Raw genomic sequence first — 15,816 nt, 5'->3', positions numbered from 1 at the left:
TCAGTATGCCGGTGGCGACCAGTCGACGGGCGTGCCCGGATCCGGCTGCAGCGGCCTGCCGTAGTCGCCCGGTGGCAGCCTCCGCTGCCGGCGCCAGTGCAAGGTGCCGCTGATCGCCTGGAGGACCACCACCGCCACGATGTAGCGGACCAGCCACGGCATCGACTCCGCGGGCGGCCGGCTGCCCGACAGCATCAGCAGCTCCATGATGATCGGGAAGATCACGAACACCGGCATCGCGAGGTAGATCCGTTCGGTGCGCAACGCCCGCTGGACGGCCAGAGATTCCGGATCCTCGCCGAAGATCCGGCCGCGGAGGACACTCGTCAGGATCACGCCGGAACAGAGCGCGCTCAGGACGAGCAGGCCCAGCCAGCTCACCGCGTACGTCCGGGCCGCCGTCGTGAAGTACATCGTGACCGCGAGCGCGATCCCGCCGGCGAACGCGACCACGAGGGACACGATGTACCAGCCGCCCAGGACCCGCCACCAGGGCTCCACCGGGCTGCGCGACGGAACCGACGCGCGCAGTCCCCGCTCACGCCGCCGGATGCTGTCCCACAACCCGAGCTGGATCCCGAAGAAGATGGAGTACCCGACGCCGCTCTGGGTCGCTCCAGGACCGAACAACAGCGGATATCCACCACCGATGACGCTGACGCCCACCACGATCGCGAAGTAGCGCCAGAATCCGCGGTCGAGCAGCGGCTGCCTGGTCGCGATCAGCGCGGTCAGCAGGGGCGTCGGCCGCCCGACCCGCTGCCCCCGCTTGGCCAGCCACCGCAGCGCGGCCCCCTCCTCGGACGACGTCACGTCGATCATCGGGCCTCCTGGGGTGGTGACCAGTCGGCCGGGGTGCCCGGATCCGGCACCGGCGGGGTGCCGTAGTGGCCCGGTGGCAGGGTGCGGTGCCGGCTCCAGTGCACGGCGTAACCGATGATCTGGAGCAGCGCGCCCGCCGCGAAGTACACGCCCAGCCACGGGGTGAAGCCCGGCGGCACGCTGTGCAGCAGGAAGTCCAGCACCAGCGGGGTGACGACCATCGCCGGCGACGCGGTGTACAGCGCCTCCGCGCGCAGTGCGCGGGCGACCGCCAGGGACGCGGTGTCTTCGGCCAGGAGCGGGCTCCGGAGCAACCGGGCCAGAACCCAGCCGATGACGAGCCCGCTCAGGACGAGCAGCACGAGCCAGCTCACCGCGTACGTCCGGGCCGTCGTGCCGAAGTAGATCGCGCCGGCGAGCGCGAACCCGCCGCCGAACACGAGCACGAGGGAGACGAGGTACCAGCCACCCAGGACGCGCCACCACGGATCCGGCGGGTGCGGGGCCGCGACGTCGTCGCGGAAGTCCCGCTCACGCAGGCGCACGGTGTCCCAGCTCGAAAGGGACAACGCGAAGAAGAGGAAGTACACGAACCAGCTCTGGGTGATCCCCGAGCCGAACAGCGCTGCGTAACCCACCCCGGCGCCGTAGGCGAGCAACATATAGACGAAGTAGCGGACCATCCCGCGGCCGCGGAACGCCTGTCTCGTCCCGATCAGCGCGGCGATGAGCGGCGTCGGCCGTCCGACCGGGTGCCCGCGCCTGGCCAGCCAGCGCCGGGCTTCGTCCTGCTCCCTGGCCGTCACGATGATCATCGGGCCACCGCCAAGGTGCCGTGGTCGCCCGCCGGGAGCTTCCGGCGCCGGTACTGCGTGCAGAGGCCGATGAGCATGGTCGCCATGGCGAGGGCGAAGATGACCGGCCGCCCGAGCACACCACTCAGGTACACCGCCACCACGACCGCGCCGAGCGTCAGGAGGCCGAGCCAGCTCAGCGCCCAGATCGGCTTCGACGCCGTCACGGCCATCACGACGGCGAGCACGGCACCACCGCCGAAGGTGATCAGCGCCGAAGCCGCGTTCCGCCCGTTCAGGGACGCTCGCCAAGAGGGCCGCGGCCGGTAGATCCCCCGGCCCGCCAGGTGGGCCACGGCCCGCCGGTCGGCTCCCCGCACCGGCAGCCGCTTCCTGGCCGCCTTGACCTCGGCCTCCGTCGATCCCGCGTAGTCCATCCCCGCTCCCCTCGCCTCGGGGAGTACACGCGCGAACGCGCCGGAAGGTTGACGCGAAAACGGCCCGCCTCCCAACCGGGAAGCGGGCCGTTCGCGTGAGGACTACTTCAGGTACTGCGACCCGTGGGTCACCGCCGTGTAGGCGTCGACGGCGCCGTGGCCGTAGAAGCCGTTGAACGACGGGTCACCCGCGCACGTCGCGGTGAACGTGGCGTCGCGGCCTTCCTTCAGGTAGTCGACCGTCCGCGGCACCGGGCAGGCGATCTTCGACGCCGTGCCCTCGATGACCCGCTGGACCTTGTCCGGGTCCAGGCCGAAACCGGCGCCCGACTTCTTGCCGTACTGCGAGACGATCAGCGCCGCGACACCCGTCGCGTGCGGCGTCGCCATCGACGTGCCCTGCAGCCACTGGTAGTAGCCGACCCGGCCGTCCGGCGCGGTCGCCTTCTCGACACCCGCCGCGATACCGGCCGGCGTCAGGTTGCCCGCCGCGTCGATGTTGCCGTCGGCGAGGGCGACGTTCTTCGGGTACGTCGAGAGGATCTCGTTCTGGACCGTGCTGAACCACGGCGTGCCGAAACCGTCGCGGTAGTAGCCGCCCGGCGCGGAAACCGAGATCTGCTCGGTGCCGTAGTTCGAGTAGTCCGCCTTCGCCTGCGACGGCCCGAACGCGCTCACGCCGATCGTGTGGTTGCCCTCGACCGGCAGGCTCAGGCAGCTGGCGTTGTCGACCTGACGCGGGTGCGTCGTGTTGGCCGGGTAGTCCGGGCTGGTGGTGTCGGGCTGCGGCGCACCGAGGTCGGTGTGCTGGTTGCCCAGCGCGACCACCATGGTGACGCCCTTGCGGTGCGCGTAGTTGAGCGCGCGCTGCGTCGCCTCGATGATCGTGCGCTGCTCGGCCTGTTCCGCGGCCGAGTCGGCCGGGTTCGCCGTGCAGTTGTACAGCCACGGGTCGGTGTAGAACGACATGTTGACCACGTCGATGCCGGCGTCGCCGGCGTAGGTCAGCGCGTCGACGGTCGGCTGCAGGAAGAAGTACCCCGAGTCCTGGCCGGCGCGGATGTTGACCAGCGACACGTTCGGCGCGACACCCGAGACGCCGAAGCCGTTGGCCGCGGCGGCGATGGTGCCGGCGACGTGCGTGCCGTGCGCGCCGTCGTCGTGGTTGACCGGGTCGACGCAGCCGCGGAACTCGCACGGGCCGTCGACCTCGACGCCGTTGACGTCGAACGGGATGTCCTTGACGAAGTTGCGCGAGTCGGTCTCGTCGAAGTTCGGCGCGATGTCCGGGTGCGTGCCGTCGACGCCGGTGTCGATGATGCCGACCTTGACCTGCTTGCTGCCCGGCTGCTTGGTGCGCGAAAGGTCCGACCGGACGGACTTGAGGCCCCAGAGCTGGTCGTCCAGCGGGTCCATCCCGACGGCCTTCTTCGCGGCGGCGTTCCCCTTCGCCGTGCCGCGGCCTTCCTTCTCGACGTTGTTGTTCTTGGCCTTCTTGCCGTCCTTCGGCACCGAGCCGATGACCTGCGCCTTGGCCGCGCCGAACACGGACCGGTTCGCCGAGACGCGCTCGGTGAAGCCGGACGCCGGGGCGCTGGCCTTGATCAGGCCGACCGCGGAGTTGGTCTCCAGCACCGTGCCACCCGCGTCGCGGATCGCCTTCTGCGCGCTCGCGACGCTCTGGACGTCCTTGGCGAGCACGGTGAACTCGGTCGCCGGGCCGGCCAGCGCGGGCTGCGCCGACGCGACCGGGACCGCCACCGCGCTGATCGCCCCGAACAACGGGACGACCAGCACCGCGGCGAGAAGCCTGGGTCTCTTCACGTTTCTCCTCCTCGGAAAGCGGTTTCCTGCACCGTATAGATCGGACATTGTGGTTACAACGGCCAAACGTACGTTACGGAACAACCGACTTCTGTTCGGCGAAGTGACATGCTGACAAGTGACCGTCCGTCCGGGGCACCAGCTCCGGGACCTCCTCGGCGCAGCGGTCCTGCGCCTTCCAGCACCGCGTCCGGAACCGGCAGCCGGACGGGGGATCCAGCGGGCTCGGGACGTCACCCTCGAGCCGGATGATCTGCCGCTGCCCGCGCACCGACGGGTCCGCCACCGGTACCGCGGAAAGCAGCGCCTGGGTGTACGGGTGGGACGGTCGCTCGTAGATCTCCTCGTCCGTGCCGATCTCGACGATCTTGCCGAGGTACATCACCGCGACCCGGTTGGACAGGTGCCGCACCACCGAAAGGTCGTGCGCGATGAAGACGTACGACAGCCCGAACTCGTCCTGCAGGTCGCCCAGCAGGTTCATCACCTGGGCCTGGATCGAGACGTCCAACGCGGACACGGGCTCGTCGCAGATGATCACCTTGGGCCGCAGCGCCAGCGCCCGCGCGATGCCGATGCGCTGGCGCTGCCCGCCGGAGAACTGGTGCGGGTAGCGGTTGAGGTGCTCGGGGTTGAGCCCGACCACCTCCAGCAGCTCCTGCACCTTCTTCGCCCGCGAGCCCTTCGGTGCGACGTCGGTGTGGATCTCGAACGGCTCGCCGACGATGTCGCCGACGGTCATCCGCGGGTTCAGCGACGTGTACGGGTCCTGCAGCACGATCTGGATCTCGCGCCGCAGCTTGCGCAGCTCGTTGCCGCGCATCGAAAAGATGTCGCGCCCTTCGAACTTCGCGGTGCCGCCGGTCGGCTCCTCCAGGCGCATCAGGACCTGCGCCAGCGTCGACTTCCCGCAGCCGGACTCGCCGACGACCCCGAGGGTCTCGCCGGGCAGCAGGTCGAACGAGACGCCGTCGACCGCCTTGACCTGGCCGACCGTGCGCTTGAACAGGATTCCGGTGCGGACCGGGAAGTACTTCGTCAGGTCACTGACCGAGAGGATCGGGTCCGCCGACGTGCGCTTCTCAGCGGAGGCGGAATCAGACACTGCCACGGGAGTTCACCACCACATCATCGGCGAAGTGACACGCGCTCGTCCGGCCGAAGCCGATCCCGCGCGAGGGCGGGACTTCCGACGAACACCGGTCTTCGGCCCGCTTGCACCGCGGGTGGAACGGACAGCCGGGCGGGACGTCGAGCAGGCTCGGCGGCAGGCCCTTGATGGTCTCCAGCGTCTGTCCCTTGAGGTCGAGGCGGGGCAGGGAGTCCATCAGCGCGGCGGTGTAGGGGTGGGCCGGCGCGCGGAACAGCTCGACGACGTCGGCCTGCTCCACGATCCGGCCCGCGTACATCACCGCGATCCGGTCCGCGACCTCGGCGACCACACCGAGGTCGTGCGTGATGAGGACGAGCCCCATCTGCCGTTCCGCCTGGATCTCGCCCAGCAGGTCCATGATCTGGGCCTGCACGGTGACGTCGAGCGCGGTGGTCGGCTCGTCGGCGATGAGCAGGTCCGGGTCCAGCGCCAGCGACATCGCGATCATCGCGCGCTGGCGCATCCCGCCGGAGAACTGGTGCGGGTAGTCCTTGATCCGCCGGTCGGCGGCCGGGATGCGGACGATGTCCAGCAGCTCGATCGCGCGCTTGCGGGCGTCCTTCTTGGACATCCCGAGCCGCACGCGCAGCTGCTCCTCGATCTGGAACCCCACGGTGAACACCGGGTTCAGCGCGGAGAGCGCGTCCTGGAAGATCATCGCGATCTCGCTGCCGCGCACCTCCCGGCGGCGGTCTTCGGACGCCGTCAGCAGGTCCTCGCCGCGCCAGCGCACGGCACCGCCGGTGATCACGCCGGGCGGCATGTCGAGGATGCCCATCACGGTCTGCGCGGTGACGCTCTTGCCGGAGCCGGACTCGCCGAGCACCGCCAGCGTCTCCCCGGCGTGCACGGAGTAGCCGACGCCGTTGAGCACGTTCGCCACACCGTCGGACGTCCGGAACTCGACGTGCAGATCCTCTACTTCGAGCAGGAGTTCGTTGTCGGACAAGGGGATCTACCTCGACTTCGGATCGAGCGCGTCGCGGATGCCGTCACCCAGCATCACGAAGGCCAGCACGGTCAGGGTGACGAAGGCACCGGGGAACAGCAGCATGTGCGGGTCACTGCGGAAGTAGTCCCGCGAGTCGCTGATCATCACGCCCCACGAGATCACCGGCGCGCGCACGCCGATGCCGAGGTAGGCCAGCGTCGCCTCGGCGCCGATGAACGCGCCGAGCGCGATGGTGGCGTACACCAGCACCGGCGCGAGCGTGTTCGGCAGCAGGTGGCGGAAGATGATCCGCGGCGTGCTCGCGCCGAGGCCGCGCGCGGCCTTGACGTAGTCGAGCTGCTTGGCCACCAGCGTCGCCGACCGCATGATGCGCATGGCCACCGGCCAGCTCAGCACCGCGATCGAGCAGACCACCTGGACGATGATCGTGACCGCGCCCGGGTTCGTGCCGGGCGCGTTGAACGTCGTCAGGATGACGATCGCGCCGAGCACGAACGGCAGGCCGGCGAAGATGTCGCCGAACCGCGACAGCAGGCTGTCCACGAACCGCCCGTAGTAGCCGGCGAGGATGCCGACGAGCGAGCCGAACAGGACGGTCAGCAGCGTCGAGAACACCCCGACCAGCAGCGACGCGCGGGTGCCGTAGATCGTGCGGGCGTAGACGTCGGCACCCTGGTTGTCGTAGCCGAACCAGGCGTCCCCGGACGGTCCTTCGTTGGCGTGCGCCAGATCGCTGAAGCCCGCGTCGCGCGAGCTGAACAGGCCCGGCGCGATCGCGATCAGCACGATGACCAGGATGATCACCGCCGACGCGACGAACGCCGGCTTGCGGCGCAGCTGGCGCCAGGCGTCGGCCCACAGGCTGCGGGGTTTCTGCTGGCCGGTGGCGGAGTCGTCGACACGGGACAGCTCGGCCGCGTCGGCCCCGCCGCCGCCCACCAGGTTCGGGTCAGTCATAGCGGATCCTCGGGTCGAGAACGGCGTAGAGCAGGTCGACGATCAGGCTCATCAGCAGGTACACCAGCACCAGCAGGACGACCACGCCGACGACGGTGGCGCTCTCCCGGTTCTGGATGCCGCGGAAGATGAGCCCGCCCAGGCCGTTGATGTTGAACACGCCTTCGGTGACGATCGCGCCGCCCATCAGGGCGCCGAGGTCGGTGCCGAGGAACGTCAGCACCGGGATCACCGAGTTGCGCAGCAGGTGGACGCCGACGACGCGGCGGGTGGGCTGGCCCTTCGCGATCGCCGTCCGGACGTAGTCGGCGCGGCGGTTTTCGGCGATGCTCGTTCTCGACAGCCGGGCGACGTAGGCCATGGACAGGCTGCCGAGCGCGATGCCGGGCACGATCAGCTCGCCGACGCTGGGGTTGTCCGACACGCTGGCCTCGATCAGGCCGAGGCCGTTGGTGCCCAGGACCAGCTGCAGCACGATCGCGGTGACGAACACCGGCAGCGAGATCAGGAAGGTGGTCGAGACCAGCACCAGGTTGTCGAGGAAACCCTTGCCGCGCAGGCCGGTCAGCACGCCGGCGGCGAGGCCGATCACGGCTTCGATGACGACCGCGACCACGGCCAGGCGCAGGGTGATCGGGTACGACGTCGCGATGAGCTCGCCGACCGAGGTGCCGTTGAAGGTTTCGCCCCACTCGCCGGTGAACAGGCTTCCGAGGTACTTGAAGTACTGGACGAACAGGTTGTCGTTCAGGTGGAACTTTTCGGTCATCTGGGCGACGTACGCCGCGGGGCAGGCCGTCTGCCCGCACTTGCCGGCGAACGGGTCGCCGGGCACGGCCCAGACCAGCACGTAGATCAGGAACGTGGTGCCGAAGAAGACCGGGATCAGCTGGAGCAGCCGTCGAAGGACATAACGGATCATGACGAGTTCCTAGTGCGCGCCGGGCGCCGTGGGCGGGAAGGTGCTCCCGCCCACGACGCCGTGGTGGTGGTTGCGGCAGATCAGCGCGGCACTACTTCTTCAGGACCTCGATGGACGGGTAGTCCGGCATGCGGCGGAAGTCCAGGGCCGCCGACTTGAGGTTCTTCGACTTCGCCGCGACACCCTTCTCGTCCCACACCGGGATCGAGGGCAGGTCCTTGGCGATCAGGTCCTCGGCCTGCTGGTACAGCTTGACGGCGGCGTCCTTGTCGGCCGTGCCGTCGGCCTGCGCGAGGGCCGCGTCGACCTGCGGGTTCGAGTAGTCGGAGTCGTTCGAGGACCCGCCGGTCTTGTAGATCGGGTTGAGGAAGTCCTCGATGGACGGGTAGTCCGCGGACCAGTCCGACCGGCCCATGCCCGTCAGCTTCTTGCCGGTCACGATGCTGCGCCACTGGCCGAAGTCGGTGGCCGGCACGAAGTCGCACTCGACGCCGAGGGTGTTCTTGATGCTGTTGCACGCCGCGACCAGCGGTTCCTTGCGGCCGCCGTCCGCGTTGGAGGCGATGGTCAGCTTGCCCTTGAAGCCGGACTTCGCGAAGGCTTCCTTCGCCGCGGCCGGGTCGAACTTGCAGAACTGGCAGACACCCGCGCGAGCGCCGGCGATGCCCTGCGAGATGTAGCCGTCGGCCGGCACGTAGGTGTCGTTCATGACGGTCTTGGTGATCTGCGCCCGGTCGATCGCCATCGAGATCGCCTTGCGCAGTTCGAGGTTGTCGTAACCCGGGACGTAGTACGGCACGGCGATGGTGCTGATGCCCAGCAGGTGGCCGGTGACCAGGCGGTCGCCGAGGTCGGCCTTGTACTTGCCGCCCGCGACGGCCGACGGCGGCAGCGCCTCCATGAAGTCGAGGCGACCGCTCAGGAGGTCCTGGTAGGCCGTCTCCTGGCTGGCGTAGATCTTGATGTCGAGGTCCTTGAAGTGGACCTTGTCCTCACCCTTGTAGTCGTCGAAGCGGGTGAGCTTGATGCTCTGGTTCGGCGACCGCGAGACGAACTTCATCGGGCCGTTGCCGATCGGGTGCGCCTCGAAGCCCTTGGGGTCCTTGAAGAACGAGTCGGGCAGCGGCGCGAAGGCGGTGTACCCGACCTTGATCGAGAACACTGAGAACGGCGCGTCCAGCGTCACCTGGAACTCGTAGTCGCCCTTGGCGACCAAACCGGACATCTTGTCCGTGGCCGGCTTGGCGTTCTCGTCGGCGGGGTGGACGTCCTTGTACCCCGCGATGTTCGAGAAGAAGTCGGTGTTGAGCTGCCCGTTGGGGGCGTAGGCGCCGTAGTTCCAGGCGTCGATGAAGTTGTGCGCCTTCACCTCGGTGCCGTCGTGGAACTTCCAGCCCTGCTTGATCTTGATGTCGTAGACCTTGGAGTCGGTCGTCGTGATCGAGTCGGCCATCAGGTTGAACGGCTGTGCGTCCGCTCCCTTGAAGCCGACCAGGGTGGCGAACATCGGCTGGATCGCCTTGGTGCCGCCCAGCTCGTTGGTGTTGGTGGGGACCAGCGAGTTCTGCGGTTCGGTGCCGTAGACGCTCACCGTGCCGTCCGGGTCCGTCCCGCCCGCGCCCGCGGAGTCACCCGATGACCCGCCGCCACAGGCGGCGAGCACCAATGCCAGCGTGGTCACCACCGCGGAACTTCCCCAGAGCCTGCGCGAACGACGCATGATCCCCTCCACTATCCGGCTGTCCGAAAGATGGGACGCACGCTATCGGGGGCGGCGAAGCCGATCACAGGACTGCGGTGTTGCAAATGTGTGACGACCGTCAGGACCACCTGGTTGGAGCACAACAAAGGTTGGAATTCGGATACTCCGGACGGCCCAGCGCGGACGCCGGGTCATCGGGCGCTCACCGAGGGTTGGCCGCGAATTCCGTTGTGGCACAAGCCCTTTCGGGCACGCGAACGGGACGGCGGTGGCCTGGACCACCGCCGCGGACGCGTAACGTCGAAGGCACTGGCTGTGACTGGTCTGGACGAGCGAAAGAGCGGGCCACCACCTAAACCGCGTCGGCGGTTCGCGCGTGGCAGGAGCGGGAGCGCCGCCCTTCGGCGGCTACCGGATCAGGCGAGTGACAGCGCGATGCCGTCGAGGATGTCGTGCTCGCTGATCACCAGCTCGGTCGGGCCGCCGCGGGCCGCGAGCTGCTCGGCGAGGGTCTGGACCACCACGGCGCCGCCGCCGATCACGTCGACCCGGCCCGGGTGGATCACCGGGTTGGCCGCGCGGGTGGCGTGGTCCGCGGCGAGCAGCTCCGAGGCGAGCCGGTCGATGTCCGCGGGGCCGAGCTTCGACAGGTGGACGCGCTCGCTGTCGTACTCCGGCAGCCCGAGCGCGATGGCCGAGAGCGTGGTCACCGTGCCCGCGACGCCCACCCACGTGCGGGCGCGCGAGACGTCGACGACGTCGAAGGCCTCGGTCAGCACCTTCCCGGCCAGCTCGCGCGCGGTGGTGATCTCCTCGGCGGTCGGCGGGTCGCTCTTGAGGGCGCGCTCGGTGATCCGGACGCACCCGATGTCGACGGACTTCGCGGCGAGCACCTCGGCCTTGCGGCCGTCCCAGGTGCCGAGGACGAGCTCGGTCGAGCCGCCCCCGACGTCGACCACGACGAACGGGCCGTCGTCCGGGTCCTGCTCCCCGACGGCGCCGGTGAACGACAGCCGGGCCTCCTCGTCGCCGCTGATCACCTCGGCCTCGGTGCCGAGGGTCTCGCGGGTCATGCGGAAGAACTCGTCGCGGTTGCTCGCGTCGCGGGTCGCGGAGGTGGCGACCATGCGCACCTTCTCGGCCCCCTTGCGGCGGGCCGCGATCGTGTAGTCGGCGAGCGCGGCCCTCGTCCGCTCCAGGGCTTCCGGAGCGAGCTTGCCGGTGGCGTCGACACCCTGGCCGAGCCGGACGATCCGCATCTCGCGGTGCAGGTCGCGCAGGTCCACCGTGCCGTCGTGGCGCGGGGTCAGCTCGGCGACGAGCAGGCGGATGGAGTTGGTCCCACAGTCGATCGCGGCAACACGAGGCATGAGATCACCCTAGCTGTCACGGGCTCCTCAGCTGGTGGGTGTCACCGTGGTCGTGGTCGGGGTGGTCGTCGTGGTCACCGAGGTGACCGTCTCGCCGCACGTCGGGGGTGGGGGCGTCGGCGACGAGGAAGCCGGCGGCTCGGTGCTCGGGCCGCTCGGTGTGGTCGACGGAACGGTCGTGGTCGACGTTTCGGTCGTCGTGGTCACCGTCGTCGTCGGCGAAGCGCACGGCGGTGTCGACGTGGTGCCCGGCGGCGGCGTGGTGGTGGACGTCGGCGGGGCGGTCGGCGTCGTCGTGGGGACCGGCGGGGGCGGGACCGACGGCGGCGGGGGCCCCAGCGCCGCGTTGGGCGCGCCGATCGGGACCGTGCTGTCCGGGATCTGCATGATGCCGCTGCGGTAGGCGTCGGCCCAGAGGATCACCGTGTTCACGTACGTGTCGGAATTGTTGTAGCGGTAGATCGCGCCGCGCAGCTGGTCCGGGTTCGTCAGGTCGAAGCCGCCCGAGCAGAGGTAGCGGCCGGTGCCCAGGGCCGCGTCGAAGATGTTGTTCGGGTCGGACTTGCCGTCGCCGTTGCCGTCGGAGGCGTAACCGCGCCAGGTCCCCGGGATGAACTGGGTCGGGCCGACCGCGCGGTCCCACACCGGGTCCGTGTCGAGCAGGCCGTGGTCGGTGTCCGGGATCGCGGCGAAGCCGCCCTGGCCGTTGAGCTCCGGGCCGAGGATCGGCTCGCGGGTGGTGCCGTTCGCGTCGACGTACCCGCCGCGGGCGTGGTTGGACTCGATGCGGCCGATGCTGGCGATCAGGGCCCAGTCGATGTGGCACGCGGGCTGCTCGCGGCCGAGGATGTCGGCGGCGTTGTGGTACGCGGCGAGCGCGGTGGCCGGGATGCCGAGGGGGCCGTCGGGCAGCTCGTAGGCCGGCAGCGGCAGCGGGATGGGCGCGCCGGGGAGGGTGCCGTCGACGGCGATCTGCTGGAGGGCGGCGTGTCCGGGGTCGTAACCCTGGCCGAGCGCGGCGTCGCGGGTGTGGTCACCGCTCCCGCCGAGCCAGCCGAGCGTGACCGCTCCGGCCACCAGCGCCGGGATCACCGCGAGGACACCGGTGATCAGCGGGTACGCGCTGCGGTGGCGGATCCCGAATCTTCGGGTGTAGCTGCCGACTGCGTCAGGCAGTCGCCGCACGCGCATAACTCGAAACCCTCCTGGCCGGACCGGTCCCCACCCTCGGGTGACAGCCTGCCGTACCCGGGGCGCGGTTTCACCCCTTCGGGAGTCGGGATCTTCCCGAACCGGGGATTTAGCTCACCCAGCCCAGTTATCTCTTCACAGCCCGCGTTCGTTACTCGGCACACTCTCCCGTGGGCCACCCGTTCGCCTTAAGGAGCGCCAGCGTCTCGTCACCGAACGGATTCACCCCGGGACCGACCGCGAGCGAGTGGGCCACGTGCACGTGCAGGCACTTGACGCGGCCCGGCATGCCACCGGCGGTGACCTGGTGGCCGAGCGGCTCGATCGCGTCCCGCTCGGCGAGGTACGTCTCGTGGGTGCGCTGGTACAGCGCGGCCAGCTCCGGATCGGTGGAGAGCCGCTCGGTCATCTCCTTCATGATCCCGGACGCCTCGATCGTGCCGATCATCGAATTCAGCTTCGGGCACGTGAGGTAGTAGAGGGTCGGGAACGGCGTGCCGTTCTCCAGCCGCGGGCTGGTCTGCACCACGGAGGGGTGCCCGCTCGGGCACCGCGCGGCGACGGCCCGCAGCGCCCGCGGCGGCCGCCCGAGCTGCTCCGCGATGATCTCGCGGTCGGCGTCGGTGACGGGCTCGAACCGGTGCTGCTGCGTGCTGTTCACGCGCTCAAGGTTAGTGCGTGAGGCTCACCACCCGAGCCGGGCCCCGAGCGCGGCTAGCCGCCCGAGACCTGGTTCCAGAGGTTGTCGTACCAGGAGCCGTCCGGGATCTGCTGCTGTCCCGACTGCGGGACCGCGTCCGGCGCCTTGTCCTCCGGCAGCTGGACGATGTACGGCGTCTCGCCCGGCTTGACGTACCGGAGCCGCCGGCGGGCCTCCGCCTCGATCTGCGCCGGGTCGCTCAGCTCGGCCTTGCGGCCCTGGAGCTGAGCGACCGTCTGCTGCAGCAGCGCCTGCTGGGCCTGCTGCTGGCGGATCTCGGTCCGCTGGGAGAGGTACGTGCGCAGCGGGACGGCGATGGTGAACGCCAGCGCGCACACCACGATCGCCACCACCGCCGCGCGGCGGGTGGTGGACATGCCGAGCACCTTCGCCGCACCCGACGCGCGCTTCTGCGCCAAGCCCCGGCGCAGCCGGGCCCTGGTCGTCTCCGCGTCGCCGGTGCGGCGGGCCCGTGCCGCCTCGGGGCGGCGAGCCCGTGAAGACCCGCCGACCCGCGTGGCACCGCCACCGGCGGCGCGGCTGCCGCCCCGGCTGCGTGGTGCCCTCCCCCGGTCCGCCATGCTCAGCCCTCGGCGCTGAACCGCGGGAAGGCCAGCTCGCCGGCGTACCGGGCGGCGTCACCGAGGGTCTCCTCGATGCGCAGCAGCTGGTTGTACTTGGCGATCCGCTCGCCGCGGGCCGGGGCACCGGTCTTGATCTGGCCGACGCCGGTGGCGACCGCCAGGTCCGCGATGAAGGTGTCCTCGGTCTCCCCGGAGCGGTGGCTCATCATCGACTTGTAGCCGAACGACGTGGCCAGCGAGATCGCGTCGAGCGTCTCGGACAGGGTGCCGATCTGGTTGACCTTCACCAGCAGCGCGTTCGCGGCGCGGCGGGTGATGCCCTCCTCGAGCCGGTCCGGGTTGGTGACGAACAGGTCGTCGCCGACGATCTGGACCTTCTCGCCGACCTCGGCGGTCAGGGTGACCCAGCCGTCCCAGTCGTCCTCGCTCAGCGGGTCTTCGATGGAGACCATCGGGTAGTCGCGGATCAGCTCGGCGTAGTAGGCCGACATCTGCTCGGCGCTCTTCTTGCTGCCCTCGAAGGTGTACGCGCCGTCGGCGAAGAACTCCGTCGCGGCGACGTCGAGCGCGAGCGCGACGTCGCGGCCCGGTGCGTACCCGGCCTTCTCGATGGCCTGCAGGATCAGGTCGAGCGCCTCGCGGTTGTTCGCCAGGTTCGGCGCGAAGCCGCCTTCGTCGCCCAGACCGGTCGAAAGGCCGCGGCCCTTCAGCACCGACTTCAGCGAGTGGTAGACCTCGGCGCCCCAGCGCAGGGCCTCGCGGAAGGTCTCCGCGCCGATCGGCGCGATCATGAACTCCTGGACGTCGACGTTGCTGTCCGCGTGCGAACCGCCGTTGAGGATGTTCAGCATCGGGACCGGCAGCACGTGCGCGTTCGGCCCGCCCAGGTAGCGGAAGAGCTCCAGCTCGGCCGACTCGGCGGCGGCCTTCGCGACGGCCAGCGAGACGCCGAGGATCGCGTTCGCGCCGAGGCGGGACTTCGACGGCGTGCCGTCGAGGTCGACCAGCTTCTGGTCCACGATCCGCTGGTCGACGGCTTCGATGCCGACCATCTCCGGGCCGATCTCGTCGAGCACCGCGGCGACCGCGCGCTCGACGCCCTTGCCGTTGTAGCGGCCGGTGTCGCCGTCACGGAGCTCGACCGCTTCGTGTTCGCCGGTGGACGCACCCGACGGGACCGCGGCCCGCGCCAGGGTGCCGTCGTCGAGAGCCACCTCCACCTCGACGGTCGGGTTGCCGCGCGAGTCCAGAATCTCGCGCGCGCCTACCTGCTCGATGAGAGCCACGCCATGCTCCTCGGTGCGTCGTGCCTGCGATAACGAGGCCAGCCTAGCCGTGACCGCGGTTCACCCGTTGGAGGCACGGCCGGTAGCGGGCGGCTCTCAGTCCTCCGCGCGGACCGCCTGCCAGCCCGGCGGCAGCTCGACCGTGTCGGACGTCTGCTGCCAGAACGTCCAGCTGTTGCCGCCGAGATCGGCGACGGTGAACACCCGCGCGCCGTAGGGCTGGTCCTGCGGCGGTTCGAGCTCGCCCTCCTCGCCGAGCGCCGCCTCGACCCGCCGGTAGCAGGCGTCGACGTCGTCCACGTACAGGATGTTGAGCTGCCCGACCGGGCTGTCGACGCCCTTGGCCTGCCAGTAGTCCGGGCCGACGCCCGCGAGCTGGATCCGCGCTTCGCCCGCGCGGAGCGTCGCCTGGAAGACCTCGCCCGCGGCGTCGCAGAAGCGGACCTCCTCGGTGAACCCGAAGACCCTGGTCAGCCAGGCCAGCGCCGCGGTGGCGTCGGCGTAGTAGAGGTAGGGCGCCAGGCCCCGGTACCCGCTGCTCATGGCGCCAGAGTCCATCACGTCCCGTTCACGGACGTGTGTTAGGCCCTCTCCCGAGGTAAAGTCGGAGTGACCATGACGGACGCCGCAGCTGCTTCGCAGCCTCCCGAGGAGTCGCGGTTCCATGCCTTCCGCCAGGCCGAAGAGCTCGTCGGCCGCCGTCGCCCGCTCGACGCGCTGAAGGCGTTGCAACCGCTCCTGGAATCCGAAACGGACAAGCCATCGGTGCACCTGCTGGCCGGCCGCGCGTACTTCCACTCGGCGCAGCTGCGCCGGGCGGAGCAGGCGCTGACCCGGGTGCTCGAGCTGGATCCGACGGACCACTACGCCCGGTTCCTGCTCGGCCGCACCCTGCAGCGCCTCGGCCGGTTCGTCGAGGCGCTGGCGCAGCTGAAGATCGCTTCGGCGATGAACCCGGTGCCGGAGTACCTGGAAGCGATCAGCGAGGTCAAGGCGCACATCGCCCTCCGGGACTGAAGTCCTCCGGAAGGACGACGACCAGGGCCGGACGACCGTACTTTCGGCTGATGTTCGCGGGCCCCTCGGCCGATCCGCGCGCACCCCGTTCCGGGAGAAGCTGGT

General features: G+C 70.0%; 17 protein-coding genes. 2 read left to right on the top strand and 15 right to left on the bottom strand.

Annotation, left to right across the window (positions count from 1 at the left end):
- The 13 genes from ACIOD2_RS09135 to ACIOD2_RS09075 form a co-directional block, all read right to left on the bottom strand.
- Positions 1-822 carry a hypothetical protein gene (locus ACIOD2_RS09135; RefSeq protein WP_400536193.1) on the bottom strand — a complete coding sequence of 274 codons (822 nt, stop codon included), beginning with the start codon at positions 820-822 and terminating at the stop codon, positions 1-3.
- The gene (locus tag ACIOD2_RS09130; RefSeq protein ID WP_400536191.1) at positions 819-1,637 is read right to left on the bottom strand and encodes a hypothetical protein; all 819 of its coding nucleotides are present in this window, start codon (positions 1,635-1,637) and stop codon (positions 819-821) included. The genes ACIOD2_RS09135 and ACIOD2_RS09130 overlap by 4 nt, the downstream gene beginning before the upstream one ends.
- A complete protein-coding gene (locus ACIOD2_RS09125) occupies positions 1,634-2,053 on the bottom strand; it encodes a hypothetical protein (protein ID WP_400536188.1) in 420 nt (139 codons plus the stop codon). Before ACIOD2_RS09125 ends, ACIOD2_RS09130 begins: the two co-directional genes overlap by 4 nt.
- A gap of 102 nt (positions 2,054-2,155) precedes the next feature.
- Positions 2,156-3,877 carry a S8 family serine peptidase gene (locus tag ACIOD2_RS09120; protein ID WP_400536185.1) on the bottom strand — a complete coding sequence of 574 codons (1,722 nt, stop codon included), beginning with the start codon at positions 3,875-3,877 and terminating at the stop codon, positions 2,156-2,158.
- 73 nt (positions 3,878-3,950) lie between these two features.
- Positions 3,951-4,988 (bottom strand): ABC transporter ATP-binding protein, encoded by a 1,038-nt coding sequence (locus ACIOD2_RS09115; protein WP_400536182.1) that lies wholly within the window; start codon positions 4,986-4,988, stop codon positions 3,951-3,953.
- Positions 4,975-5,979 (bottom strand): ABC transporter ATP-binding protein, encoded by a 1,005-nt coding sequence (locus ACIOD2_RS09110; protein ID WP_400536180.1) that lies wholly within the window; start codon positions 5,977-5,979, stop codon positions 4,975-4,977. The genes ACIOD2_RS09115 and ACIOD2_RS09110 overlap by 14 nt, the downstream gene beginning before the upstream one ends.
- 6 nt (positions 5,980-5,985) lie before the next feature.
- A complete protein-coding gene (locus tag ACIOD2_RS09105; RefSeq protein WP_400536178.1) occupies positions 5,986-6,939 on the bottom strand; it encodes an ABC transporter permease in 954 nt (317 codons plus the stop codon).
- The gene (locus ACIOD2_RS09100) at positions 6,932-7,861 is read right to left on the bottom strand and encodes an ABC transporter permease (RefSeq protein ID WP_400536176.1); all 930 of its coding nucleotides are present in this window, start codon (positions 7,859-7,861) and stop codon (positions 6,932-6,934) included. The genes ACIOD2_RS09105 and ACIOD2_RS09100 overlap by 8 nt, the downstream gene beginning before the upstream one ends.
- Before the next feature lie 91 nt (positions 7,862-7,952).
- Positions 7,953-9,581: an ABC transporter substrate-binding protein gene (locus tag ACIOD2_RS09095; RefSeq protein WP_400536174.1), complete on the bottom strand. Its 1,629-nt coding sequence runs from the start codon at positions 9,579-9,581 to the stop codon at positions 7,953-7,955.
- A gap of 398 nt (positions 9,582-9,979) precedes the next feature.
- On the bottom strand, positions 9,980-10,933 hold the full coding sequence (locus ACIOD2_RS09090) for an exopolyphosphatase (RefSeq protein ID WP_400536171.1): 954 nt from the start codon (positions 10,931-10,933) through the stop codon (positions 9,980-9,982).
- Between the two features lie 27 nt (positions 10,934-10,960).
- Positions 10,961-12,124, bottom strand: a complete 1,164-nt coding sequence (locus ACIOD2_RS09085; protein ID WP_400536169.1) for a lytic transglycosylase domain-containing protein — start codon at positions 12,122-12,124, stop codon at positions 10,961-10,963.
- A 151-nt stretch (positions 12,125-12,275) separates the two neighbouring features.
- Positions 12,276-12,785 carry a DUF501 domain-containing protein gene (locus ACIOD2_RS09080; RefSeq protein WP_400536167.1) on the bottom strand — a complete coding sequence of 170 codons (510 nt, stop codon included), beginning with the start codon at positions 12,783-12,785 and terminating at the stop codon, positions 12,276-12,278.
- A 53-nt stretch (positions 12,786-12,838) separates the two neighbouring features.
- Positions 12,839-13,201 (bottom strand): septum formation initiator family protein, encoded by a 363-nt coding sequence (locus tag ACIOD2_RS09075; RefSeq protein ID WP_400536165.1) that lies wholly within the window; start codon positions 13,199-13,201, stop codon positions 12,839-12,841.
- On the opposite strand from ACIOD2_RS09075, the gene ACIOD2_RS09070 reads away from it, so the two are divergent.
- Entirely contained in the window at positions 13,200-13,424 is a 225-nt protein-coding gene (locus ACIOD2_RS09070) for a hypothetical protein (protein WP_400536162.1), read from the top strand. The genes ACIOD2_RS09075 and ACIOD2_RS09070 overlap by 2 nt on opposite strands.
- On the opposite strand, the gene eno is transcribed toward ACIOD2_RS09070, so the two are convergent.
- Positions 13,408-14,694: a phosphopyruvate hydratase gene (eno, locus tag ACIOD2_RS09065; RefSeq protein ID WP_323323628.1), complete on the bottom strand. Its 1,287-nt coding sequence runs from the start codon at positions 14,692-14,694 to the stop codon at positions 13,408-13,410. The genes ACIOD2_RS09070 and eno overlap by 17 nt on opposite strands.
- A gap of 96 nt (positions 14,695-14,790) precedes the next feature.
- Positions 14,791-15,237 (bottom strand): VOC family protein, encoded by a 447-nt coding sequence (locus ACIOD2_RS09060; RefSeq protein WP_400536159.1) that lies wholly within the window; start codon positions 15,235-15,237, stop codon positions 14,791-14,793.
- Between the two features lie 72 nt (positions 15,238-15,309).
- On the opposite strand from ACIOD2_RS09060, the gene ACIOD2_RS09055 reads away from it, so the two are divergent.
- Positions 15,310-15,711, top strand: coding sequence for a tetratricopeptide repeat protein (locus tag ACIOD2_RS09055; protein WP_323323632.1), 402 nt, complete (start codon positions 15,310-15,312; stop codon positions 15,709-15,711).
- Positions 15,712-15,816: the final 105 nt, after the last annotated feature.

The sequence above is a fragment of the Amycolatopsis sp. NPDC088138 genome, from assembly GCF_044741685.1.
In the GTDB taxonomy this organism is placed as follows: Bacteria; Actinomycetota; Actinomycetes; order Mycobacteriales; family Pseudonocardiaceae; genus Amycolatopsis.
Note: the sequence above shows the minus strand (reverse complement) of the source record. Positions and strands in the feature narration are given on the sequence as shown.